Raw genomic sequence first — 23,607 nt, forward strand, 5'->3', positions numbered from 1 at the left:
CTAAAGGTAAAATTAAAGGTTTAGTAGCTAAAATTTTTAATAACGATTTATATTTGCTACCTAATGATTCTCATATTACTATTTTAAATGAGGAAGTATATGCACCAATTACTGAATTATTATATATAGTTAGTGGAATTAGTTTATATAAGTACAAGTCTTTTATTAATTCTTTAATATCCTTAAAGGACATAAGTTCTACTCCACCTGTGTCTCACGGTGTTGCAATGTTAGAATCTACTAAAGAAAAAATATTACAAATTATTAAAAGTAGTAAGATATTATCTATTTTGGCACATAACCCATCGGAATTATTAAGTTATAAAGATGAAGATATAGTAACTGTAAAAGATTTTGCTTTTTAGTAGCAAATAATGAAAAGCTTGAAATATCTAAAGACTCAGAAGCAGAAACTTTATTAAAGGTTATTAGTTTTAATAATAGCAATTATGATATTTACAATAATTTAAAAAAATACTTAGTAGAAGAATGTAAAACTTATGAAAATTTTAAGAAAATATTAGATACTTTTAGTGATAAAATAAGGGAAATAATTAAATTTGAGGATAAATTAGTATCTAAGTTTTTAGATTGGGGAAAAAATTTCGAAGATAATGTAGATCTATTAACTAATGAAATTGAAAAATTATTAAATCCAAATCTTGAAAATATATTACCTAAAAATGTGTTTTTAAGGTCCATTGATAATAAAAAAGAAGAAGAAATTAATAAAAATGATAAGAAGTTACTAGAGAATAATTTGAAATTCTTTACTGCTTCAAGTACATTTCAAGTTCCTGAATATAATGAATTAGATCAAGAAATATTTGAAAATTCTATTGCGTATTATAAAAATAACCAAGATGCTCTAGTACCGAATTTAGTATTATTAAAAACTGCAAATGATGAAGTAAAGCTTTCTAAAATAAAAGATATTTTAAATAATCATTATATAAAAGCTAAATCGACAGTGGGAGTTTGTTTGAATGTTATTTTAGATGGGCAGAAATATTTAAAAAGTTTAGAAATAGCAGATTTAGATATAACATTAGACAAACAAAATTTAGTAGATAAATTACCTCTATTAACAGATAAAATGAAAGAAAGTTTACATAGTTCTGAGGTAGAAAATGTTAAAAATATTACTTTATTATGTAAGGAGGTAAAAGACTTTTTAAATATTTCTCCTATTGCCTCTGTATTTGAAGAATATGATAACAACTATCAGACTCTTAAGTCTGATATTGATAAGGCTGAAAAAGTTTTAGGCGAGATAGGTATAGAATGGAGTTTTAGTTAAAGTAAAAAGCTAGGCGGTTATACTGTACTAGCTTTTACGAGTTCTTTAAATAATTCTAAATCTACTCCATTATCGTTAAGATATTCAGGATGCCATTGAACGCCGATAACAAATTTATGTTTCGTTGATTCAATGGCTTCAATTATACCGTCTTCTGCTTTTGCAGATACGATAAGATCGTTACCAAGTTGTTTAACAGCCTGGTGATGAATCGAATTAACCATAGTTTGTAGCTGATTATTAGTCATTTTAACAAGTTTAGTATTTGCTTCTATATTAATTGCATGCGAAACTATGTTTTTAGGCGAAGGTTGTGTATGATTAATTACAGTTTCAATATAATCAGGAATATGTTTAATAAGCGTACCCTTAAAAATAACGTTTAATAGCTGCATACCTCGGCATATTCCTAAAACCGGAATATCTTTCTCTAATGCTTTCTTTAAAACTAATATCTCAAAATTATCACGTTCTTCATTGGAAACTACTACATCTTCGGCGTATTCCGGCTCATAAAATTTAGGATGTATATCCTCATCACCGCCTGGAATTACAACACCGTCAACAAGTTCCATAAGCTGATTTATTGTATTACTTTGATAAGGTAATAATAGCGGTACACCACCGGCTGCAATAATCGCATCGGTATAGTTTCTTCGCAAGGCGTACCATGGAAAAGCAGCGTAAGTATATTTTTCACAATTTTGAGCTAAATCAGGTGTAACACCTATTATCGGTTTTTTATGCATTTTATTATCGTTTTACTATTTTTCTTTCAGCTATGTCATTCCTCATAGTACCGGACAGTTCATAAAGGTCCCGTCATTGCGAGCCAGCATTTATGCTGGCGTGGCAATCTTAGGAGTTTTTTATATTATCTTATGAGATTGCCGCGTCGTTGCTAACGCAACTCCTCGCAATGACGACTTGGCATCCACGTAGCAAAGCCACTATTACCCCTCAATATGTGGTGGTGTTTCAAAAGTATGGAACGGCGGTTGTGAGGTAAGTGTCCACTCTAATGTGTCTGCTCCTTCTCCCCAAGGATTGTTTGGACAATTTTTGCCGTACTTTAAAGTATAGAAAACGATAAATACAAAATAAAGAGCAGCAAACATAGAGATACCTGCTCCTATCGACGAAACCATATTCCAGCCGGCGAAAGCATCAGGGTAGTCTGGTATTCTTCTTGGCATGCCCGCAAGACCTAAGAAATGCTGCGGGAAAAAAGTTAAATTAACGCCTATAAAGGTAATCCAAAAATGGATTTTGCCTAAAATTTCCGGGTATTGTTTACCGGATATTTTGCCGAACCAATAATAAAAGCCTGCAAATGCTGTAAATAAAGCACCGAGCGACATTGTATAATGGAAATGTGCAACAACATAATATGTATCGTGCAGAACTCTATCAAGTGCCGAATTTGATAGGATTATGCCGGTTACGCCGCCGATCGTGAATAATATAATAAACCCTATAGAGAACAGCATAGGAGTTGGGAAGGTAATTGAGCCACCCCACATAGTTGCTATCCAGCTAAATATTTTAATACCCGTCGGAACTGCTATAATCATTGTTCCGGCAGTGAAATATATAAGTGCATTATAAGAAAGCCCAACAGTAAACATATGGTGAGCCCATACAATAAATCCGACGAAACCGATTATTACCATAGCTCCGACCATACCTTGATAGCCAAATATAGGTTTGCGTGAAAAAGTTGAAATGACCTGACTTACTATACCAAAGCCCGGAAGTATTACGATATATACTTCAGGATGACCGAAAAACCAAAATAAATGCTGAAATAATACAGGATCACCGCCGCCGTCCGGTTTAAAGAAATTAGTCCCAAAGTTACGATCGGTAAGTAGCATAGTGATAGCTCCGCCAAGTACCGGCATAGCTAGAATTATTAAAAATGCAGTTACTAATATAGACCAAACGAATAACGGCATTTTGAAAAGCCCCATCCCTGGAGCTCTCATATTAAAGATAGTAACAATTAAATTAATTGATCCGAGGATTGACGATAGACCGGTTAAATGTAAACTGAAAATAGCCATATCGACTGCTGCTCCCGGGTGACCGCTCAAATTACTTAAAGGAGGGTAGAACGTCCAGCCCGTTCCGGGACCGTCGTCAACAAATGCCGAACCCATAAGCAGGATGAAAGCAGGAACTAGTAGCCAAAAACTGATATTGTTAAGGCGTGGAAATGCCATATCGGGAGCTCCTATTAACAGAGGTACAAAATAGTTACCAAAGCCACCGAACAAAGCCGGCATAATCATAAAGAATACCATAATAACCGCATGTGCCGTGATAAGCACGTTATATAGCTGGAAATCATGATTTAAGAAAGTGCCGCCGGGCATTGCAAGCTCTAACCTAAAAAGCAGTGAGAACAAACCGCCGACAATTCCGGCAAAAACGGCAAATATGATATACATAATGCCGATATCTTTGTGATTAGTAGAAAAAAGCCACCGCCTCCAACCGTGTGGGGTATGGTGGTCATCGTGGTTTAGGTCTTCTGTATTTGTAAGTAAGTGCATAGCAAGTTTAATTTTTTGTCTCTTAAGGTTATTTACATATAATTTTAGCATTTTCTCAAGCTTTATTTGATTCTTTGGTTTATTTTTAGTCATTAATATACTCTATAATTGACGGAGTCTTTAAGTGAACAGAATAGTATTTTTTCAAAATGGTATCATAGTTACAATGTTCCCTAATAAAGATCGTGCATCCATCCATAAATCAGAACCTATAGAAGAATGTTTTAAATATTTTGTGATAAAAGGTAATATAGCTTTAAGTTCTATTTTTTGAAATCTTGCTATTATATAAGTAAGCCCAACAAAAGCAGCACTGTTTATTTCTGTACTTTCATTTTTCTTAAGAAAGTATAAGCAAATTTCTAAAGCTTCTTGGTAATTTAAAGAATTTTGACAAAAGCCTAAAATAAACTCTATTTTTTCTTTCTCATTTTTTAAAGAATTTATTAATGTTTTATCTATAAATATTTTTAATTTTTTATGGCTTAAAAATTTCAAATTATTTTTAAAATATTCTAAATAAACTTTTCTTTCTAATCTTGGTATACAAATAACAATGCTAAATAATGTTAAATTAGTTGCATTTAAAATTTTTTCATTGGTGCTTTTCAAATTTTCAAACAATAAAGGCAATATTAAATCTTCTTTAATATTATAAAATCTTTCAACCAAACGACCTATAGCTTCAACTGCTGCAACTTGTATTAATTCTTCCGGATTTCTTAAATTTTGTGTTAGAATGTCTAGTGCATCGTCATAATCCTTATAATGTCCTACCTATATAAGATAATAAAAAGTTTTTTCCCATTCAGGTAGATCAATTACATCCGGTTGATTTCTATATTCTTCCTCACTCATTATCATATAATTAATTAGCAACCAATTTCTGATTCCCGTTATTCTCGGCAACCTTGTTTTTATTTGCAACCCAATTGTCAAAATCCTCTTTGCTTACTACTTCTATAACAATCGGCATGAAGCCGTGATTGATACCGCATAGTTCGGAGCATTGTCCGTAATATACACCTTTCTTGGCAGCTCTTGTCCACGTTTCATTAATTCTTCCAGGCACTGCATCTATTTTAAACCCAAGCGACGGAACGGCAAAACTATGTATTACGTCACCTGCGGTAATGAGAAACCTTACGGTAGCATTTTCAGGGATAACAATTCGATTATCAACATCTAATAATCTTTTTTGGTCAGGTTTTAAATTCTCATCAGAGATCATTACGCTATCAAATTCTAAATTATCATGATCAGGATATATATAATGCCAATACCATTGATAACCTACTACTTTAATAGTTAAATCCGTTTCGGGTATTTTTTCGGCATGACGCAATATTCTAAAAGACGGCACTGCAATAATAACTAAAATTATTATAGGTATTACAGTCCAAATTATTTCTATTAAAACATTATGTGAAAATTTTGCCGGTACGGGATTATTTTTTGCATTAAATCTAATGCATACAAAGCCAAGTAATCCGGCAACGAATAAAACAATAGCTGTTGAGATATAAAGCAGAAAATTATGAAAATGATGTAATTCCTCCATAATCGGACTTGCCGGCGGCTGGAACGTTACTTGCCAAGGTAACGGCTCGGAAGCAAAGCAGCTACTACTAACAATCAAAAAACAAATTAAAGCAATAGACATCTTCCCAAACTTCGCTTCTAGAGGTAATTTATACGTCGATCCGGTACTCGAATCCTCACGTACGCTTGTGTACGTTGCGGTTCGAGGTGAAGTGTCTTCTTTAAATTCCTCTCTAAATCCTCGTTTGGAAAGATGTCTAATAATATTTTTCATAGCACATATAAAGTTATTTATATATTAATATAAATGTATATACAGTTTTATTAAAGTAAAAATCGATAAATTTTTGTAAAAACTACATATTTTTAATAATTAATAATATTTGAGCTAGAAAATTAGGATGTTGCAGTAAGTCAATAACTTACTATTACTTTCGCATTTATTTTTGCTTGAATTTGCTTATTTATTAACTGAGGATCGTGCTTTGTTACAGCGATTACAGAAGGACAAATATTTTGCACTAACCGAGCGTAATCTCTTTTAGTTTAGGTAATATAAGTACTTTATCAACAAATGTGAAAGAACTTAAAATTTTTGCTCGTTGTAATTGATTATGGATAGGTTGACGTTTTTTATATTTAATAATTGTTTCATCCGGCTCTAAAGCAACGATTAAGTATTTACCGTGTTTTTTAGCTTTGCGTAGAAATTCTATATGACCGTAATGTAATAAATCAAAACAACCGCCTACTAGAACTATTTCACTATTTATAGGACAGTTTTTATTTAAAGAAATATTCTCATAATATTCTATTTTGGGTAATTTGACAGCATTATGGTTAGATGAGCAGGACATAAGATTTATAAAAATTAATAAAAATAGGAAAAGTCTAGGCATAATCTTCATCTATATAAGTTAACGAAAATTAACTTATATAAAAAATTTAGTTTTAAGCAATAAAAAACTAATAAAACAAAATTTTACAATTTTCTATTGTAATTTGTTCGTATATAGTTCATATTATTATTAGTAATGAAAAATTGATTCAAATAATATTCAGAGCAATTTTAATGAATGATACTGCACTATCTTATGATTTTAATGGCATATTACCATCATCTTTTATTAGTGCACGTCTCAGGAAAATCCTCACCTCTGCCTCCTTATTATTATTTATAGCATTAGTTATTTTTGTCTCTTTTGCTGTTAATAATTATGTTAACGACACTTTATCCATAACTTTAGTACAACCTGATAATAGTGAAGAAGAAACAATTTCCTTTAAAGAAGTAGTAGTAAAAAAAGGCGATACTATAAAGTCAATTTTGATAGAACAAAATATCCCTAAAAATGAAATAGAAAAAATTGTAAGTTTAGTAAAAGAAGGTAAATTATCTTCTGCTCTTAAAATAGGGCAGCAAATTACTTTTGAATATGAAACAAAAATTACCGAAAATGAAGATGAAGATTTAACCTCAGAGGTAACATTCTTAAATAAAATCGTTATAATTATCGATAAGCTAAAAACTATTGAAGTAATTAGAGAAGGTGATAATTTTAAAGTTGAAGAAATTGTAGTACCTTTAAGTAAAAAAGTTGCCAAATCGTCGGTAAGTATTGAATCAAATTTTATGTCAGCCCTTAAAAAACTGGGCTTATCGAATAATAGTATAATAGAGCTGATTAATGCTTATGCTTATCAAATCGATTTTCAGCGTCAAATAAAAAGCGGTGATACCGCAACCGTAATAACGGAAAAATACGTAACGGAAGACGGTAAATTTTCCCACCACGGTAAAATTCTATATGTTTCATTAAATCTTTCAGGGAAAGAATATAATATATATCGTTATTCCCATGACAATAACGCAAATAATCATGCATTTTTTTCCGAAGACGGTAAAAGCGTAAAAAGAAGCTTACTTAAAACTCCGCTAAAAGTTATAAAAGTTTCTTCACATTACGGTAATAGAAAGCATCCGATACTCGGTTATACTAAAATGCATAAGGGAGTTGACTTTGCAGTTCCAACCGGTACGCCTATATATTCCGCAGGAAACGGAGTTATAACGGAAATAGGTTGGAAGTCGGGTTATGGAAATTTTATTCAGGTAAAACATAGCGGTACGCTATCTACTGCTTATGCTCATGCTTCAAATTTTGCAAAAAATTTAAAAGTGGGAAGTATCGTAAAACAAGGACAAATCATCGCATATGTCGGAAGTACCGGCAGAGCTACAGGTCCACATTTACATTATGAAGTTAAAATTGACGGCAAACATGTTAATCCTATGTCAGTTAAAACAACACCGGGTATAGAATTAAACGGAAAAAATTTAGAGAAATTTAAACAATTTAAAAAAGAAATAAAAACTTTAAATGTTAAGCTTGATAAGGAATTGCAAGTAGAGAAAGCAGCCACAGTTTCATTGTAGGATAGTCGTCATTGCGAGCAGCCGTAGGCTGCGTGGCAATCTCATGAAATAATAACAAACTCCTGAGATTGCTTCGTCAATTACTTCGTAATTTTCTCGCAATGACGATTAGGTATCCACGCAAAAATATTCACAAAACATCTATGTCCCTACTCCTAAAAAAATTATATCTAACATTCGCTCGTAGTAGTCGTATAATAATAACCTTAGTGATTATTGATCAGTTAAGTAAATGGTGGTTTATTGATAATTTGAGATGGAAGCCGGGCTTAATGCTTAAGGTTACTTCTTTCTTAAATATGGTTTATACTTGGAATTACGGTATTAGCTTTGGTCTAATGCGTGAATATTATCAATATAGCAATGCTATTTTCTTAATAACGAACACGATTATTGTCTGTTATTTATATTATTTGATGATACGTTCAAAAACGATCGGAAGCTTTGCCGGTTATAGCTTTGTAATCGGCGGATCTGTTGGTAATCTAATTGATAGATTTTTTAGAGGAGCAGTTTTTGACTTCATCCATTTTCATTATCAGAATTATAGCTTCCCCGTATTTAATTTAGCTGATTGCTTTATTACAATAGGAGTAATTATCTTAATAGAAGATTATTATAGTACTAAAAAAGTTATTGAAGAAAAGGCTAAAGGGAATTATGATAATGCTCAAATTGAAGCTATGGCTGAAAAAATTCGTAATACCGATAAGGGTGGTAACGATAAAATAGACTCCTTGCAAAATTAAACTTATAGATAGGAATTTGAAGGAAACACGGAACGCAGAACCGTAGCGTAGTAGACCTACGTGAGGATTCGATACCGGATTGACGTACAAATTACCTCTAGAAGTTCATTTTGCAAGGAGTCTAATATAATTTTAATTTATAGGTGTTTAAGTGAAAAAGATTTTTTTATTATTTACTGTTTTATTAATTACTTCTGCTTGTAGTAAAAAGTTAAAAGAAACCGTAGGTATATCAACAGCCGGACCTAATGAGTATCAAGTACAGCGTGCTAAAGCACTAGAAGTTCCGCCTCATTATTATTTACCTGATCCTGGGAATAGTAAACCAACTTATAATAATATAAAAGGACAAGGTGAATTTAATGAAGGTGAACAAGCATTAATGCAGGACATGGATTAAGGTTCTGAGTCATGTCATCCCGTGGTTTGTTTATAGTGGACAGTTTTTAAAAAGACCTCGATGTCATTCCCGCGAAGGCGGGAATCCAGCAAAACCTATAAAAAACAAGTTTTTTATAGGTTTATTTTATCAAATATATAAATTTTGTATCAATATTAAGGTTATTTTTTCTAGATTCCCGCTTTCGCGGGAATGACATATAAGTTACTCATGAATTCTCATAAAAAACAGAAAATAGGTGTTTTTGGGCTTGGTAAAACCGGTATATCAGTTTACGAGGAATTGCAAAATAAATATGATGTAATTGTTTATGATGATTTAAAAGCAAATAGAGATATATTTGAAGAATTATATAGTAAAACCGCTATTGCTGCTTTATCTGATTCAAGATGGCAAAATTTAGATAAAATTGTCTTAAGTCCTGGAATTCCTTTAACGCATGAGATAGTCAAGATTGCAAAAAATTTTAATATTCCAATCACTTCCGATATAGACTTATTATTTGAAAAATCAAGAAATTTAAACTTTATCGCCGTAACTGGTACAAATGGTAAAAGTACTACTACTGCTTTAATAAACCATATCTTAAATAGTAACGGTTTAGACTATCCGGTTGCCGGTAATATTGGAGTTTCTGCTTTGCAAGCTAAAGCAAGTAAGGATGGGTATGTACTTGAATTGTCTTCTTTTCAGCTAGATCTAGTAAAAACCTTTACAGCTAAAATAGCAGTGCTTCTTAATATAACTCCCGACCATTTGGATAGACATCAAGACATGACCGGTTATATTGCAGCAAAATCTAAGATTTTCGATCGAATGGATAAAAAGAGTTATGCAGTAATTAATATCGATAATGATTATTGTCGTAAGATTTTTATGCTATTACAGCAAGAGCAGCGTATAAAACTAATTCCTTTTTCGGTTACTAAAATTCTTGAAAACGGTATTTTGGTAGTTGATGATAAAATTAAAGATAATGATATAAGTTATAAATTATCGTTTAATAAAAATTTGCAAGGACTTCACAATTATGAGAATATTGCAGCAAGTTATGCAGTAGCTAAAATAATAGGAGTAGAACCTAAAAAAATAATTGAGTCTATAAGTAGTTTTCAAAGTTTACCTCATAGAATGCAATATATCGGTAGTATAAATAATATAAGTTTTTACAATGATAGTAAAGCAACAAATGCCATATCTGCCGTGCAATCAATTAAAGCACTAGATAATATTTACTGGCTTGCTGGAGGAACCCCTAAAGGGGGTGGTATTGAGGAAATAAAGCCTTATTTCAGTAAAATTAAGAAAGCTTATTTTTATGGTCAAGCTAAAGAAATATTTGCAAATACTGCTAAGAATATAGTAGATTTTGTAATATGTGATGATCTTGAGCAAGCCTTCGATCTTGCTTATAAGGATGCAATAGGTGATAATGCGGAGGTAAAAAATATCTTGTTAGCACCTAGTTGTAGTTCATATGATCAGTTTAAAAATTTTGAAGAGCGTGGAGAGTTGTTTATAAAATTGTGTAGTATACTGTCACCCCGTGGCTTGACCACGGGGTCAAGCCACGGTATGACATCGAGTGTATTTTCCGATCCATGCAATAACATCATCAATATAGTCATAAAAGAATAGGGAAAATTTGAATAACGAAATATCTAATAACTTTATAAAATTATGGTGGCGGAGTACCGATAGGCAAATAATAATTTCTTTAATTATCTTATTTGCTTTTAGTCTAATGCTTGTTACTACCTCAGGTTCAGCAGTAGCAAGTAGAATAGGTCTTGAAGAAAGTTATTTTGCATCTAGACAAATATTTTATTTAGCTGCCGCTTCAGGGCTTATATTATTATTTTCATGTCTTAATAAGAAATGGTTAAGGCGTTTTGCAATAGTTGGGTTTATTGCTAGTATAGTTTTATTAGTAGCAGTTAAATTTTTTGGCTATGAAGTAAAAGGAGCAGTGCGATGGATTAATATTCTAGGTCTATCTATTCAACCTTCGGAATTTATCAAACCGTTTTTTGCAGTTGTTACGGGCTGGATATTATCGCTAAAATTTAATGATGATTTTCCAAGTTTTACGATTTGTGTAATACTTTATTCTATTGTTGCTATTCTCTTAATTATTCAGCCGGATTTTGGAATGCTTGTAATGATTACGGCAGTTTTTGGTATTCAGCTGTTTATTGCAGGTATGCCGATATTTTGGATTGTTCTAGCGGGTTTTTTAGGAATGATAGGAGTAATTATTGCTTATTTTTGGTTACCTCACGTAACGCAAAGAATTAATTCATTTTTAGATCCCGATAGTAGTGAGAATTATCAAGTTAGTAAGTCTCTTAAGGCTTTTGAGCATGGCGGTTTATATGGACGCGGTCCAGGGGAAGGAGCAGTAAAGCAGGTACTACCCGATTCCCATACGGACTTTATTTTTGCCGTAGCTGGTGAGGAGTTTGGGGCTATTATTTGCCTGATTGTTATAGGTATATTTGCTTTTATAGTATTAAGAAGTCTTATTAAGTTATTAAATGAAACAGATAAATTTGTACAATTCGCTGCTAGCGGTATAATTGCACAATTAGGGCTTCAGGCAATAATTAATATGGGTGTGACTTTACATTTACTTCCTACTAAAGGTATGACATTGCCGTTTATTAGTTACGGTGGTTCTTCAACGCTTGCAATAGCTATCGCTACCGGTATGCTTCTTGGTTTTACAAGACACCGAACGCCGTTAAATTCGTACAAAATTCGTAATATTGAAATATGAAAAAAATCATTTTGGTAGCAGGAGGGACGGGGGGACATTTTTTTCCGGCAGTCGCTCTTGGGGAAGAGTTAGTGAAACGTGGGTATGAAGTTCATTTTATTACTGATTTAAGATGCAAAAAATATATAAAACAGGATATGAAAGTAATTTTTCATATCCTAGATTTAAAACGCTCAGGTAATATTTTCTTGTTTTTACCTAGGTTATCAATTGCAGTTTTAAAGGCTATTAGATTATTATATAATATCAGGTCTTCAGCTATTATAGGATTTGGCGGTTATCCTGTTATAGCTCCAATGTTTGCGGCAATTTTTTTAAGAGTACCGATTATAATTCATGAACAGAATTCTTACCTTGGAAAAGTTAATAAATTTTTTGCAAGCTTTACTAAAAAGATAGCTATTTCTTATGAAAAAATAAAGAATTTACCGGAATTTGCAAAAAGTAAAATAGTAGTTACCGGTGGGGTAGTTAGAGAGAATATTAGGGATATAATGTCACCCCGTGGCTTGACCACGTGGTCCAGTGGTTTTATTAAAGACTTTTTGGACCCCGTGGTCAAGCCACGGGGTGACAAGCCTTCCACTGATAATATCTTTACTATATTCATCTTTGGCGGTAGTCAAGGAGCTAAGTTATTTTCAGAGCTGATACCTGCAAGTATCCAAATTTTAATGCAAAAACAGCCAGGTCTTGAATTAAATATAATCCAGCAAGCAGCATTAGATGATCAAGTAAAAATAAAAGATATATACTCGAAATTAAACATTAATTATGAATTTGCCGAATTTTTTGAGAATATGGCATTGCAATATAAAGAAGCCGATTTAGTGATTTCAAGAGCAGGAGCATCTACTATAGAAGAATTGACCTATATAGGGTTGCCGGCAATCTTTATTCCACTGCCTAGTGCTGCGGATAATCATCAATACTACAATGCAAAATTATTGGAAGATAAAAAAGCAGGATGGTGTTTAGAGCAGAATAATATTTCTGCAGGAAAATTAGCAGATAAAATACTCGATTTGATAAGTAATCCTAAGATATTAGAGGATGCTTCACAAAATTTATTAAAAAGAAGAAAAGAAGGGCATAAGCTATTAAGTAACCTAATAGAAGAGGTGATTTAAGTTTTGTTTTCCGTCATTGCGAGGAAAAACTGTAAGTTTTGACGAAGCAATCTCGTGCTAAAGTCCTGAGATTGCCACGCTCCTTTTAGTCGCTCGCAATGATGGGGTGGGAGACATACAACAAGACCAAAAATACCTCAGAATAACAATAAGCAGTCCGGCTCTTTATTCTTGCAAGTTTGGCTATTATGTGGCATTAATCATATTAGACTTCCTGCATAACTTGCTTCTAAGGGTAATTTGTGCGTCGATCCGGTACTCGTATCCTCACGTACCAAAGCGTACGCTGCGGTACTGCGTTCCGTGTCTCCTACAAATTCCTCCTTATTAGCTACGTTATACAGGAAGTCTAATAAAAGTTTTGGAATATAAATATATGTTAAAAAAAATTATAATATTATTTTTAGGAATGTTTTTACTTTCAGCTTGTACAGATAATTTTAGAAGCTATTTTCAAAGATCCGCAAATAATAGATTGGTTGATAGTAAAGGTGCTAAAGGCGGCAAGAGAAAACCTGTATATAATAATAAATATATTACTTTGGCTAAAAAGAATATAGTAGAAGATAATCTTGATTATGATAACGACGATGATGATGACTATGATAGTCCTTTAAGAGGAGAAAGAATCGATCCTGTAAAGAGAAATCGTGAAATGTATCTTAAGATGATTAAAAGGGATATAGCAAGGCAAAAAGCAGAAGCCGGCTTCGCTGAATCCGATGATGATATGACTTTAAGTAGAGCGAATAAAAAGGTTAGAAAAGACGATAGCGATAAAGAAAAAAAGATGCAAGAGGAATTAAATCAGATAAAAGCAATGCTTAGAGAAACTAAGCGTGATATATCAAAATATACTTGTCCAAATGCTACGGTAAACCAAAATTATGCACCGCCCGTTACGAATTATGAGCCTGTAAATTATCCACCGGTAAAAAATAGTAAGCCGTATAATAATAATTCTAAGGTAAAGCAAAAATTTATCCGTGAAGATGATGATAACGGCAGTAATGCTTGTTCGATATAATATATATTATTCCGTTGATCGCAGAAATCCAGACTTCTTTGCTGTCATCTTGTGGCTTGACCACGGGATGAAATAGTCAAGCCATGGTATAACAATAATTTACTTTTTATTAATAGGTATATTATGAAAAGTAAACTTTCAGCAAGTACTGCTAGTCTTACCTCTATAAAAGGCCTTCAAAACCCTATTGTTATTGAAATAAATGAATTAGCAAAGAAATTAGATGTTATAAAAAAACTTAAAAAGCCTATGAGATAGCAGAAACAAAAGACCAGGTATTAGAAGCATTAAAAGTTGTTGAATCAGCAAAGCAACAGCTTACAGATCAAACAAAAGAATTATGTAACAAGTTAAGCGATGCTAGTATATGTATTACTTATTTATTGGCTAAAAAAAGTGGTAAAGAATCGTTAAAATTTTTATTACAAAAAGCATCTGATTTTGATTATATTGAACAATATATTCCAAAGGAATATATAAAGAAAAGTAATCAATAGTAATACATCTTTATTCACAATTAATACTCGTGCTATCACCCCCTCCATCATTTCCCAAACATTTTAATTCTTGTATAGTTTTTACTATACCACAACATCTTGATTTATAAGCGACATATCCAATAGGAAGTCCAAGTATAAGTGCTACACCGATAATATTGAAACTCAGATATAGCTAGACCATAGTAAATAGGTACATACTATGCTAATATATATGTTATAAATGATAATAAATAAATTATGGCAAGCAGTTACAGTTACGATTTAAGAATGAAACTATTCAAAGCTCTAGATGATGGGCTCTCAATTGTTAAAGCATGTAAAATATTCAATATAGGTCGTAACACTATATATAGATGGAAAACTCTTAAATGGGAAACAGGAGATATAAAAGCAAAACCTTATGGTCCAGCAAAGGGTTATAATGCAAAAATAAATCTCAAAGAATTTGAAGAATTAATTATCAATAATCATGATAAAACAGCTAAAGAATTAAGTATTATACTAGGTAATAGATTACAAAGAACTAGAATAAATTACTATAGAAAACTACTAGGGTACACTTATAAAAAAAAGTCATCTTCATCCCAGAAGGGATATTGGTTTAAGGAATGAATTTATAGAAAAGATACAGCAAATTTCTAAAGAAACTCTAGTATTCATTGATGAGTCAGGAATAGAAGATAATGCTTGTAGAGAATATGGATGGAGTATAAAAGGTATAGCTAGACCATAGTAAATAGGTACAGTTAAATAAACTTTAGTACGTGTTCTACAGCCATACTGATATCTTTGAATTGCCCCGTAACTTTTCTTATTTCGTTCTTAATCTTAAACCAATAATGTTCTATAGGATTTAAGTCTGGGCTATATGTAGGTAAGAATAAAATTCTGCACCCAACCGACTCGATTAATTCTCTTATTATATTATTCTTATGGAAGTTGATATTATCCATAATTACTGTTTGTCCAGGATGTAATTCTTTAGTTAATATAGTCTCTACATAGGTTGTAAATATTTCTTTATTACAATTTCCTTCAAATATTACTGGCGCTATAATTTGATTATTACGAAGCCCCGCTATCATACTGATCCTGGATTTATGTTGATACACTTTGTTTCCATATCACCCCCCGTGGTTTGACCACGGGGTCCAGTTAAAAACGCTAAAACAACGTATATAATAAGTTATTTTCTGGATACCGTGGTCAAGCCACGGTATGACACCGAGTACTTTTTTTGATCCACGCAGGAATGACATAAAACTCTTCAGTAGATTCATTAAAATAAATTAATATTATTTAATATTAATTATGAATCTTTAAACCGCTATGTCAATATAGACTATTATTTTTTCAACTAACTATTTTTATAATTACGTAATAATGTTGCTACAGCATATTTTAGAAAGCTTGATATAAGCGAATTTTGCAGGATTCGCCTGTGCTCACGTATTTTTATACGCTGTGCAGGCTCCTCCTTAAATTCATCTTATCTGAAGCTTTCTAAAATATGCTGTAACTTTTCAGAAACAACTTTAATGTCATAATTTTGTTTGAGAGTAAGGTAGGCGTTTTTAGAAAATTCTTTTGCTTTTATAGGGTTCTCTATTAGATAGACAATTTTTTCTGCTAAATCTTCGCTAGAGCCGGCTTTACAAATAAGCCCGTCTTGTAGGTGTGTTAGAATTTCTGCAGGTCCTTCAGTATCCGTACTAACGATAGGCACGTTTGCCTCCATTGCTTCAAGCACTATAATTCCAAACGGTTCATGAAGAGACGGTAAACAAAAAATATCTATTTGTTTAAAGAATTTATCTCTATCGTTAACCCATCCCGTAAATGATATTTGATCTTGTAAATTAAGTTTACGTGCTAAAGCAATTAAATTATCTTTTTCCTCGCCACTTCCACCTATAACAGCTTGAATATCATATTTTTTTTCTTTTAAAATTTTTATAGCATTAATAAAAACATCAACACCTTTTTTAGCTACAAATCTTGCTAGTACACCAATTACGATAGGTTTTCTATATGTTTTATTTGGAGTGAAGTCTTTAGCAATATTTATCATATTCGGTAGGATGCATATCCTAGATTCGGCAAAGTTATTTTTTAGTAAAAATTCTTTCATATGATGCGTCAAGGCAATAACAAAATCACATTTACGTAGTCCTTTTAAACTATAATTATGAGCGATACCGATTAATTTTATATTTTGTGATTTAGCAAATTTACTAAAATTTATTGCTCTATTACCGTGTGCTATAATTATATCGGGCTTAGTCTTATGAATTATATATTTAAGAATAAGTACCGAGAGTAAATCAAACGGTACTATATTAGGTAGTTTTAAGTTTTGTTTGTGTAGAAAGGAATTTATTTTTGCCTTGTAAGAAGTGATATTTATAACCTCAATTTTTTGCATCCCAAGAGCTGCGTTATAATCTAAAAATGCTTGTTGAATGCCGCCAAGGTCACGACTTAGCATAATATTAAGGATCTTCATTACTTTAATTGTTCGATTTCTTTTTCTGTTAAACCGGTAAAATCTATAATTTCATCTAAAGGTTTATTTTTTGCTAGCATTTTTTTAGCTATAGAAATTTTTTGTCTTGCTTCTCCTCTGGCTTCCCCTTTAGCTTCAGCATCCATAATTTTCTGCCCTTCTACGGCTAGATTATCCATTTCGGTTTTTATCATTTTTTCATAAGTATTTAACTCTTCTTCAGACCAACTAGCTTGATCCAAAGCATAAAAAGCTTTTTAATAATAAAATCATGACCTATCAAATTCTCCATTTCTTCTAGAGTGCTTTCATGTGCATGTTTAAAGAAATATGCCCATTTTTCTTGAAGGTTCTCTAATTGATCTAATTCTTTATTAAATTTCTCAAGCTCTAAAAAGATAAAATAAAAATCTTGTAGGTCGTTCTCATAAGTTTTAGTATCAAGTAATCTATGATCTGATCTCCAATCTTTTTTATCGGGAAATAAAATAAAATCGGTAATAGCTAAGAATATTACTCCTCGAAGTTTTGCATATACTGCCATTTTTTTTATGATCTTCATCTTCTTTTATTATTTGTCTTGAATAGGCCTTTGCTGCATAAAGCTGAGCTCGTTTTTCAAAACCTGGATGTTTGCTGACCTGCATCTCTACAATAAATTGAGTACCGTATTTATCTCTACATAATACATCAACTATAGATTGTCTATAAGCAGCGATATCGGGATCTTGAATTGTTTTTAAAAAAAGTAACTTCGGTAATTACTTCTTTTCCCGTATAACCTAAAATGTCATTTAGAAAATGAATAAGTATATCCTTATTTTTCCCGTACCGAAAATTTTTAAAAATGCATAGTTATTTTTAGGGTCTAAGAAACGTAAATTAGTATAATAGTCTATATTTTTATATATCATCACTTCATTATAGCAAATTCCAAGAAATTTGCTATAATACAATTTCCTAATATGTAAAACATTATGATTAGTAAAATTAATTTTGTAAAAATGCATGGTCTCGGTAATGATTTTGTTATTGTTAACAAACGAGATTTATCAAGTTCACATGATTTATCGCAGTTAGCAAAAAATATGGCTGATCGTCATACGGGTATAGGTTGTGATCAGTTTATTATTTATGAAGAGCATGATGATTTTTATGAGATGATTATCTATAATATAGATGGCTCTAGTGCTAAATTATGCGGTAATGCTACAAGATGTTTAGCCAACTTAATTTATCTTGATACGGGAAAGAAAGATATTACCGTAATGGTAGGCAATAAAAAATTGCTATGTAATGTCAATGATGAAAATAATATTAGCGTTAATGTAGGAAGCGTTAGTTTTAATGAAGCTTGGATGCCAAGCCGTGATAGACTTTGGGAATTTGCAGAGCGTTATATGATTGATTTAAAGGAAACTATTTGCGTTGATATAGGTAATCTGCATTTGATTATTTTTAGTAAGTTAGAACCTCAAGATCAAAAAATTGTCGGTGAAAAATTGCAGGCTAAGGAATTATTCGCAGATGGGGTAAACGTTAATTTTGCTGAAGTAAAAGATAATAAAATCTATTTATCTGTTTGGGAGCGGGGGGCAGGGTTAACGCTTGCTTGCGGAAGCGGAGCTTGCGGTAGTTTTGCTGCCGGTTTAAAGCTCGGTTTTATCCATTCACCAAGTACGGTAGTATTTAAGCACGGTAACCTTACTATGAAAGAAGAAAACGGTAATATAATAATGCAAGGGGCAGCTACGCTTGTAACACGTGGGGAATATTATTGTGAGCAATAATTTAAGACAAGAAGTAGTAACATTTGGCTGTAGACTTAATATTTATGAAAGTGAGATAATACGAAAAAACTTGGAATTGTCGGGTATCGATAATGTGGCAATATTCAATACTTGTGTGGTAACTAAAGCAGCTGAGAAACAAGCAAGACAAGCTATCCGCAAGGCTAAAAAAAATAATCCTGATTTAAAAATTATTGTTACCGGCTGTAGCGCTCAAACAAGTCCGCAAATGTACGGTAATATGCCGGAAGTTGACAAAGTTATAGGTAATGAAGAGAAGTTATTACCTAATTACTACCAAATTACCGATGAAAAAATAACAGTTAATGATATAATGTCGGTGAAAGAGACGGCAAGTCATTTAGTAAGTAGCTTTGACGGTAAATCTCGTGCTTTTATTCAGGTACAAAACGGTTGTGATCATTTTTGTACTTTCTGTATTATCCCTTACGGTAGAGGTAAAAGTAGATCAGTAGCAATAGGAGCTATAGCAGAGCAGGTAAAGCATTTAGTATTAAACGGCTTTAAAGAAGTAGTTTTTACCGGTGTCGATGTTACGGCTTACGGTAGTGATTTGCCGGGAAGTCCAACATTCGCACAAATGATTAAACGAGTTTTGAATTTAGTCCCTGAATTAAAGAGGCTTAGATTATCTTCGATAGATGTGGCTGAAATAGATGATGAACTTTTTGAGCTTATAGCTTATAGTGAAAGCATAATGCCGCATTTTCATATTAGCTTGCAAGCAGGCGACGATATGATATTAAAACGTATGAAAAGACGCCATAATAGAGCAAACGTAATAGAGTTTTGTCGAAAGCTGCGGGCAATAAGACCGGAAGTATCGTTTGGTGCGGATATTATAGCCGGTTTCCCGACGGAAACCCCTGAAATGTTTGAAAATACAAGAAAATTAATTTCAGAAGCGGAATTACAATATTTACATGTTTTCCCTTATTCGGAAAGAGAAGGGACGCCTGCAGCACGTATGCCGCAAGTACCTAAAAATATAAGAAAAGAAAGGGCAGAAATTTTAAGGCAAGAAGGGCAAAACCAGTTGACCGAATTCTTTAAAAAACATATAGGGCAGAAAGTGGAGTTATTAGTAGAGAATAATAATATTGCTCATACCGAGAATTTTATTCCGGTAAAGCTAGATAAACCTTTAGAAATAGGGCAGATATTTAAAGCGAAGTTGGTGGGGATAGAAGAGGGGTATATGAGGTGCGTTGTCATTCCCTCATGAGGTTTGCTTGCGTCGATCAAAAAACGTTTTCGGTGTCATCCTGTGGACAAGCCACAGGATGACAGTGTTAACATAAAATAAAGAAAATCATGGAAAATATAGAAACAATATTAAGGCTTGCTGAGGAAAAAATCTTATTAGTACAAAGCTTAAAAGATCTGCAAGAATATAAAGTAGAATTTTTAGGCAAAAACGGTATAGTGACCGGTGAGCTTGAAAAATTAGGTAGTTTAAATGAACAGGAACGTAAAGAATTTGGCTTAAAAATCAATAAATTAAAAGATAAAATACAGAATATAATAAAAGCAAAAGAAGAAATTTTAGAGGAGCAGGAACTAAATTTTAAACTTGCTGCCGATAAAATTGATTTAACAATCCCTGCAAGAAGATATAAACAAGGTTCTATTCATCCAATAACACAATGTAGTGAGGAGTTAATACAAGTATTTTCGCAGTTTGGTTTTACTATAGAAAACGGACCGAATATCGAGAATGATTTTCATAATTTTACCGCTCTCAATTTTGAAGATGATCATCCCGCAAGGCAAATGCATGATACTTTTTATTTGAAAGGTCAGGAAAATAATAAGCCGCTGTTATTACGTACTCATACCTCAACAGTGCAGATTAGAGCTATGAAAAACGGCAAACCGCCTTTTAGGTTTATAGCACCGGGTAGGACTTATAGATCGGATTCGGATATGACGCATACGCCGATGTTCCACCAAATAGAAGGGCTTGTTATTGATAAAAATATCAATATGGGACATTTAAAATATGTTATCACGGAATTTATAAAAAGCTTTTTTGAAAATTCTAATATTGAATTACGTTTTAGACCCAGCTTTTTTCCATTTACCGAACCTTCTGCTGAAGTTGATATTCGGATGAATAAAAACGATAAATGGCTTGAGGTGCTAGGGTGCGGGATGGTTCATCCAAACGTACTTAAGAATGTTGGAATCGATAGCAGTGAGTATCAAGGCTTTGCTTTTGGGCTTGGAATAGAGCGTTTTGCGATGCTAAAATATAATATTAAAGATTTAAGACAATTTTTTGAAGGTGATATGCGTTGGCTTAGACATTATAACTTTACCTCATTTGATATACCGAATTTAGCAATGGGGTTAACAAAATGAAATTTACTTTATCATGGTTAAAACAATTTTTAGAGACATCGGCTTCGGTTATTGAAATTGCCGAGGCCCTAACAGCTATCGGCCTTGAAGTAGAAGAGGTGATAGATAAGGCAGGGGAGTTACAAAAATTTGAAGTAGCATATATAGCAAGTACTAAACCTCACCCGTCAGCTGATAAATTAAAGCTTTGTGATGTTGAGACTAAAAGCGGTATGCTACAAATAGTTTGTGGTGCGAGTAATGCAAGAGCAGGTATAAAAGTAGTACTTGCAAATATCGGAATAGAAATACCAAACGGTAAATTTAAGATTAAGGAATCTGTTATTAGAGGCGAAAAAAGCTGTGGTATGCTTTGCTCTGAAGAGGAATTACTGCTAGCTTCAGAGTCTGAAGGGATTATAGAGCTACCTGAAGATGCTGCGGTTGGAGAGAATTTTACTAAATATTACGGTTTAGATGATCCGGTATTTATTACTAACGTTACTCCTAACCGAGGTGATGCACTTGGAGTTTATGGCATTGCAAGAGATTTAGCAGCTAAAGGAATAGGAATACTTAAAGAGCTAGAAATTTCGGAAATAAAGAGTACATTCATTTCTAAAATGAAGCTTAACGTGCAAGATAAAGAAGCCTGCCCGTTATTTACTTTTAGAGAAATAAGAAATTTAAAAAATAAACCAAGCCCTGATTGGTTACGGAAATTATTAAAAAATGTCGGGGTAAAAACTATTTCAAGCTTAGTGGATGTAACAAATTATATTTCCTATAGCTTCGGGCAGCCTATGCATGCTTACGATGCGGATAGGATAAAAGGAGAGATTACTGTAGCACGTCATTGTAATCGTCATTGCGAGGAAAAACAATTGTCATCCCGCGGCTTGACTGCGGGATCCAATGAAATTACTAGTGCTGTAAGTTGTTCTATGGATACCGTGGACAAGCCACGGTATGACAAGGATGACGCAGTTACTTTCCACGCCCTAAACGGCAAAGAATATTTACTTACCAAAAATGATTTAGTTATAAAAGATGAAAGCGGTATTCAAGGTCTGGCTGGTGTCATTGGCGGGGCTGATAGTAGTTGTACTGATAGTACGAATAATATAATACTCGAAGCTGCTTGTTTTAATGCTAAAATGGTTGCAACTAGCGGGCGAAGATTCCAAATTGATACGGATGCTAGATATCGTAATGAGCGTAATATCGATAGAAATTTTACGGAAAAGGCTTTGGACATAGCAACTAATCTTATTTTGTCAATATGCGGAAACGGTGAAGTGTCGGAAGTAGTGAAAGTCGGTGAAAAAGAGTCACAAAAAAAATCTTTAGATTTTTCAGCATGCTATTTAGAAAAAATTACAGGAATTAAATTAAATATCAAAGAGATAGAAGCTATGTTAAATAAACTAGGATTTATTACGGATGTTAAAGGTGAGATTATAAAGGTAATAGCTCCTTCTTGGCGTCACGATATAACTATTTTAGAAGATATAGCTGAAGAAATCGCTCGTATTTACGGCTATGATAAAATAGAGAGTATAAAATTACCCGAACTAGACCAAGATAATAATAAGCTAAGAGAGCATAAAAGAATATCTAGTTTTAAAAGGATATTAGCAAGCAAAGGCTATGATGAGGTAGTAACTAACTCTTTTATGAGTAGCGAAGATGCAAAGTTGTTTGCTGAATTAAAAGAAGAGTTATTTTTGCTTAATTCTATTAGCATAGGAGACAATTATATGCGTCCTACTATACTACCAAATTTGTTAAGTATAGTAAGTAAAAATCTAGCACGCTCTATAAAAGATATGGCTTTTTTTGAAGTTGGGCCGAGTTTTGTAGATTTAAATACGGAAGCAACTTATTTGACGGCAATTATAAGCGGTTCATATAATAATAAAAATCCTCATTCGCTTGGACGGGGCTATGATGTTTTTGATCTTAAAGGCGATTTAGAGCTGGTAGTTGATTATGCAGGACTATCTATAGATAAATGTATAGCAACAAATGGGGCAGCATTGCCACAATATTATCATCCAACCAGAGCAGTAAATATAGGGCTTGGTAAAAATTTATTAGGTCATTTTGGGCAGATACACCCTAAAATCTTGAAATATTACGATATTAATCAGGAAATATTCGCATTCGAGCTAAATATTACAAATTTGCCGTTGATAAAAGCTAAATTCGGTAAAAGAGACGAATTTGCAGTATCGGATTTTCAATCTAATTTTAGAGATTACGCATTTATTGTTGATCAAGATCATAGAGTCGGTGAAATAATATCATATATAAATAATTTTAATAAAAAGCTTGTCAAATCAGTTATATTATTTGATATTTATAGCGGTGATAAATTACCTGAAGGTAAAAAATCTATAGCGGTTAAAATAGAGCTACAAGCGGATGATCGGACGTTATCTGATACTGATTTAAATTCGTTCAGTAAAGATTTAATTGCTGCCATCTCGCAAAAATTTCAAGGAACATTAAGAGAATAACAA

24 protein-coding genes and 3 pseudogenes are annotated in these 23,607 nt (G+C 32.6%); 15 read left to right on the forward strand and 12 right to left on the reverse strand.

All coding sequences use genetic code 11. From position 1 onward, the window contains the following. Positions 1–53 precede the first annotated feature (53 nt). Entirely contained in the window at positions 54–365 is a 312-nt protein-coding gene (locus REIP_RS08475) for a hypothetical protein (protein WP_052691088.1), read from the forward strand. A 320-nt stretch (positions 366–685) separates the two neighbouring features. Then, a complete protein-coding gene (locus REIP_RS08480) occupies positions 686–1,300 on the forward strand; it encodes a hypothetical protein (RefSeq protein WP_052691089.1) in 615 nt (204 codons plus the stop codon). A gap of 17 nt (positions 1,301–1,317) precedes the next feature. Here REIP_RS08480 and REIP_RS03430 read toward each other — a convergent pair whose 3' ends face one another. From REIP_RS03430 to REIP_RS03450, 5 genes are all read right to left on the reverse strand, one after another. Next, the gene (locus tag REIP_RS03430; protein WP_045803836.1) at positions 1,318–2,049 is read right to left on the reverse strand and encodes a gamma-glutamyl-gamma-aminobutyrate hydrolase family protein; all 732 of its coding nucleotides are present in this window, start codon (positions 2,047–2,049) and stop codon (positions 1,318–1,320) included. A 204-nt stretch (positions 2,050–2,253) separates the two neighbouring features. Next, on the reverse strand, positions 2,254–3,858 hold the full coding sequence (ctaD, locus tag REIP_RS03435; RefSeq protein ID WP_045804295.1) for a cytochrome c oxidase subunit I: 1,605 nt from the start codon (positions 3,856–3,858) through the stop codon (positions 2,254–2,256). Between the two features lie 144 nt (positions 3,859–4,002). Then, positions 4,003–4,491, reverse strand: coding sequence for a hypothetical protein (locus tag REIP_RS10825; protein ID WP_156147410.1), 489 nt, complete (start codon positions 4,489–4,491; stop codon positions 4,003–4,005). Positions 4,492–4,726: 235 nt separating this feature from the next. Next, positions 4,727–5,674: a cytochrome c oxidase subunit II gene (coxB, locus tag REIP_RS03445; protein WP_045803837.1), complete on the reverse strand. Its 948-nt coding sequence runs from the start codon at positions 5,672–5,674 to the stop codon at positions 4,727–4,729. A 247-nt stretch (positions 5,675–5,921) separates the two neighbouring features. Then, complete coding sequence (locus REIP_RS03450) at positions 5,922–6,299, reverse strand: adenylyltransferase/cytidyltransferase family protein (protein ID WP_023507804.1); 378 nt, start codon at positions 6,297–6,299, stop codon at positions 5,922–5,924. A 173-nt stretch (positions 6,300–6,472) separates the two neighbouring features. On the opposite strand from REIP_RS03450, the gene REIP_RS03455 reads away from it, so the two are divergent. From REIP_RS03455 to murG, 6 genes are all read left to right on the forward strand, one after another. Beyond that, complete coding sequence (locus tag REIP_RS03455) at positions 6,473–7,837, forward strand: M23 family metallopeptidase (RefSeq protein WP_045803838.1); 1,365 nt, start codon at positions 6,473–6,475, stop codon at positions 7,835–7,837. Between the two features lie 143 nt (positions 7,838–7,980). Then, positions 7,981–8,586 (forward strand): signal peptidase II, encoded by a 606-nt coding sequence (gene lspA / locus REIP_RS03460; RefSeq protein ID WP_045803839.1) that lies wholly within the window; start codon positions 7,981–7,983, stop codon positions 8,584–8,586. Positions 8,587–8,737: 151 nt separating this feature from the next. Next, entirely contained in the window at positions 8,738–8,986 is a 249-nt protein-coding gene (locus tag REIP_RS03465; RefSeq protein WP_008579791.1) for a DUF3035 domain-containing protein, read from the forward strand. A 210-nt stretch (positions 8,987–9,196) separates the two neighbouring features. Further along, positions 9,197–10,624, forward strand: a complete 1,428-nt coding sequence (murD, locus tag REIP_RS03470) for a UDP-N-acetylmuramoyl-L-alanine--D-glutamate ligase (RefSeq protein ID WP_231569205.1) — start codon at positions 9,197–9,199, stop codon at positions 10,622–10,624. 7 nt (positions 10,625–10,631) lie between these two features. After that, positions 10,632–11,765: a putative lipid II flippase FtsW gene (gene ftsW, locus REIP_RS03475; protein WP_045803840.1), complete on the forward strand. Its 1,134-nt coding sequence runs from the start codon at positions 10,632–10,634 to the stop codon at positions 11,763–11,765. Continuing rightward, positions 11,762–12,895: an undecaprenyldiphospho-muramoylpentapeptide beta-N-acetylglucosaminyltransferase gene (murG, locus tag REIP_RS03480; RefSeq protein ID WP_045803841.1), complete on the forward strand. Its 1,134-nt coding sequence runs from the start codon at positions 11,762–11,764 to the stop codon at positions 12,893–12,895. Before ftsW ends, murG begins: the two co-directional genes overlap by 4 nt. Positions 12,896–13,104: 209 nt before the next feature. On the opposite strand, the pseudogene REIP_RS09285 reads toward murG, so the two are convergent. Next, positions 13,105–13,263 (reverse strand): annotated as a pseudogene (locus tag REIP_RS09285) (palindromic element RPE1 domain-containing protein); the annotation flags it as partial. Positions 13,264–13,271: 8 nt separating this feature from the next. Between REIP_RS09285 and REIP_RS03485 the strand changes: the two are divergent. From REIP_RS03485 to REIP_RS03495, 3 genes and pseudogenes are all read left to right on the forward strand, one after another. Further along, complete coding sequence (locus REIP_RS03485) at positions 13,272–13,922, forward strand: hypothetical protein (protein WP_008579795.1); 651 nt, start codon at positions 13,272–13,274, stop codon at positions 13,920–13,922. A gap of 123 nt (positions 13,923–14,045) precedes the next feature. Then, positions 14,046–14,180, forward strand: a complete 135-nt coding sequence (locus REIP_RS13165; protein WP_269429008.1) for a hypothetical protein — start codon at positions 14,046–14,048, stop codon at positions 14,178–14,180. Positions 14,181–14,659: 479 nt separating this feature from the next. Next, positions 14,660–15,140 (forward strand): annotated as a pseudogene (locus tag REIP_RS03495) (IS630 transposase-related protein); the annotation flags it as partial. 28 nt (positions 15,141–15,168) lie between these two features. On the opposite strand, the pseudogene REIP_RS03500 reads toward REIP_RS03495, so the two are convergent. The 6 genes and pseudogenes from REIP_RS03500 to REIP_RS13395 all read right to left on the reverse strand — a co-directional run. Further along, positions 15,169–15,546: pseudogene (locus REIP_RS03500) on the reverse strand (IS630 family transposase); the annotation flags it as partial. Continuing rightward, positions 15,547–15,702, reverse strand: a complete 156-nt coding sequence (locus tag REIP_RS12360; protein WP_231569206.1) for a hypothetical protein — start codon at positions 15,700–15,702, stop codon at positions 15,547–15,549. It abuts the pseudogene before it with no gap. Between the two features lie 209 nt (positions 15,703–15,911). Then, entirely contained in the window at positions 15,912–16,928 is a 1,017-nt protein-coding gene (locus REIP_RS03505) for a glycosyltransferase family 4 protein (RefSeq protein ID WP_045803842.1), read from the reverse strand. After that, positions 16,928–17,122 (reverse strand): hypothetical protein, encoded by a 195-nt coding sequence (locus tag REIP_RS13385; RefSeq protein ID WP_331385726.1) that lies wholly within the window; start codon positions 17,120–17,122, stop codon positions 16,928–16,930. The genes REIP_RS03505 and REIP_RS13385 overlap by 1 nt, the downstream gene beginning before the upstream one ends. Positions 17,123–17,136: 14 nt before the next feature. Further along, complete coding sequence (locus REIP_RS13390; RefSeq protein ID WP_331385727.1) at positions 17,137–17,490, reverse strand: PD-(D/E)XK nuclease family transposase; 354 nt, start codon at positions 17,488–17,490, stop codon at positions 17,137–17,139. After that, complete coding sequence (locus REIP_RS13395; RefSeq protein ID WP_082068222.1) at positions 17,402–17,662, reverse strand: PD-(D/E)XK nuclease family transposase; 261 nt, start codon at positions 17,660–17,662, stop codon at positions 17,402–17,404. The genes REIP_RS13390 and REIP_RS13395 overlap by 89 nt, the downstream gene beginning before the upstream one ends. Before the next feature lie 243 nt (positions 17,663–17,905). On the opposite strand from REIP_RS13395, the gene dapF reads away from it, so the two are divergent. The 4 genes from dapF (at position 17,906) to pheT (ending at position 23,604) form a co-directional block, all read left to right on the forward strand. Further along, on the forward strand, positions 17,906–18,718 hold the full coding sequence (dapF, locus tag REIP_RS03515; protein ID WP_045803843.1) for a diaminopimelate epimerase: 813 nt from the start codon (positions 17,906–17,908) through the stop codon (positions 18,716–18,718). After that, positions 18,693–19,964 carry a tRNA (N(6)-L-threonylcarbamoyladenosine(37)-C(2))-methylthiotransferase MtaB gene (mtaB, locus tag REIP_RS03520; protein ID WP_045803844.1) on the forward strand — a complete coding sequence of 424 codons (1,272 nt, stop codon included), beginning with the start codon at positions 18,693–18,695 and terminating at the stop codon, positions 19,962–19,964. The genes dapF and mtaB overlap by 26 nt, the downstream gene beginning before the upstream one ends. 89 nt (positions 19,965–20,053) lie before the next feature. Further along, positions 20,054–21,103: a phenylalanine--tRNA ligase subunit alpha gene (gene pheS, locus REIP_RS03525; RefSeq protein ID WP_023507817.1), complete on the forward strand. Its 1,050-nt coding sequence runs from the start codon at positions 20,054–20,056 to the stop codon at positions 21,101–21,103. Further along, positions 21,100–23,604, forward strand: a complete 2,505-nt coding sequence (gene pheT, locus REIP_RS03530; RefSeq protein WP_045803845.1) for a phenylalanine--tRNA ligase subunit beta — start codon at positions 21,100–21,102, stop codon at positions 23,602–23,604. Before pheS ends, pheT begins: the two co-directional genes overlap by 4 nt. Positions 23,605–23,607 lie beyond the last annotated feature (3 nt).

It is taken from the genome of Rickettsia endosymbiont of Ixodes pacificus (genome assembly GCF_000965155.1).
Classification (GTDB): domain Bacteria; phylum Pseudomonadota; class Alphaproteobacteria; order Rickettsiales; family Rickettsiaceae; genus Rickettsia; species Rickettsia tamurae.

What these genes read in the sequence shown, in the direction of transcription:
- REIP_RS03430 (WP_045803836.1), bottom strand. Translation starts at nt 2,049, where the DNA reads ATGCATAAAAAACCGATAATAGGTGTTACACCTGATTTAGCTCAAAAT.
- ctaD (WP_045804295.1), bottom strand. Translation starts at nt 3,858, where the DNA reads ATGCACTTACTTACAAATACAGAAGACCTAAACCACGATGACCACCAT.
- coxB (WP_045803837.1), bottom strand. Translation starts at nt 5,674, where the DNA reads ATGAAAAATATTATTAGACATCTTTCCAAACGAGGATTTAGAGAGGAA.
- REIP_RS03450 (WP_023507804.1), bottom strand. Translation starts at nt 6,299, where the DNA reads ATGCCTAGACTTTTCCTATTTTTATTAATTTTTATAAATCTTATGTCC.
- REIP_RS03455 (WP_045803838.1), top strand. Translation starts at nt 6,473, where the DNA reads ATGAATGATACTGCACTATCTTATGATTTTAATGGCATATTACCATCA.
- lspA (WP_045803839.1), top strand. Translation starts at nt 7,981, where the DNA reads ATGTCCCTACTCCTAAAAAAATTATATCTAACATTCGCTCGTAGTAGT.
- murD (WP_231569205.1), top strand. Translation starts at nt 9,197, where the DNA reads ATGAATTCTCATAAAAAACAGAAAATAGGTGTTTTTGGGCTTGGTAAA.
- murG (WP_045803841.1), top strand. Translation starts at nt 11,762, where the DNA reads ATGAAAAAAATCATTTTGGTAGCAGGAGGGACGGGGGGACATTTTTTT.
- REIP_RS03485 (WP_008579795.1), top strand. Translation starts at nt 13,272, where the DNA reads ATGTTAAAAAAAATTATAATATTATTTTTAGGAATGTTTTTACTTTCA.
- REIP_RS13165 (WP_269429008.1), top strand. Translation starts at nt 14,046, where the DNA reads ATGAAAAGTAAACTTTCAGCAAGTACTGCTAGTCTTACCTCTATAAAA.
- REIP_RS12360 (WP_231569206.1), bottom strand. Translation starts at nt 15,702, where the DNA reads ATGAATCTACTGAAGAGTTTTATGTCATTCCTGCGTGGATCAAAAAAA.
- REIP_RS03505 (WP_045803842.1), bottom strand. Translation starts at nt 16,928, where the DNA reads ATGAAGATCCTTAATATTATGCTAAGTCGTGACCTTGGCGGCATTCAA.
- REIP_RS13385 (WP_331385726.1), bottom strand. Translation starts at nt 17,122, where the DNA reads ATGATAAAAACCGAAATGGATAATCTAGCCGTAGAAGGGCAGAAAATT.
- REIP_RS13390 (WP_331385727.1), bottom strand. Translation starts at nt 17,490, where the DNA reads ATGAAGATCATAAAAAAAATGGCAGTATATGCAAAACTTCGAGGAGTA.
- dapF (WP_045803843.1), top strand. Translation starts at nt 17,906, where the DNA reads ATGATTAGTAAAATTAATTTTGTAAAAATGCATGGTCTCGGTAATGAT.
- pheS (WP_023507817.1), top strand. Translation starts at nt 20,054, where the DNA reads ATGGAAAATATAGAAACAATATTAAGGCTTGCTGAGGAAAAAATCTTA.
- pheT (WP_045803845.1), top strand. Translation starts at nt 21,100, where the DNA reads ATGAAATTTACTTTATCATGGTTAAAACAATTTTTAGAGACATCGGCT.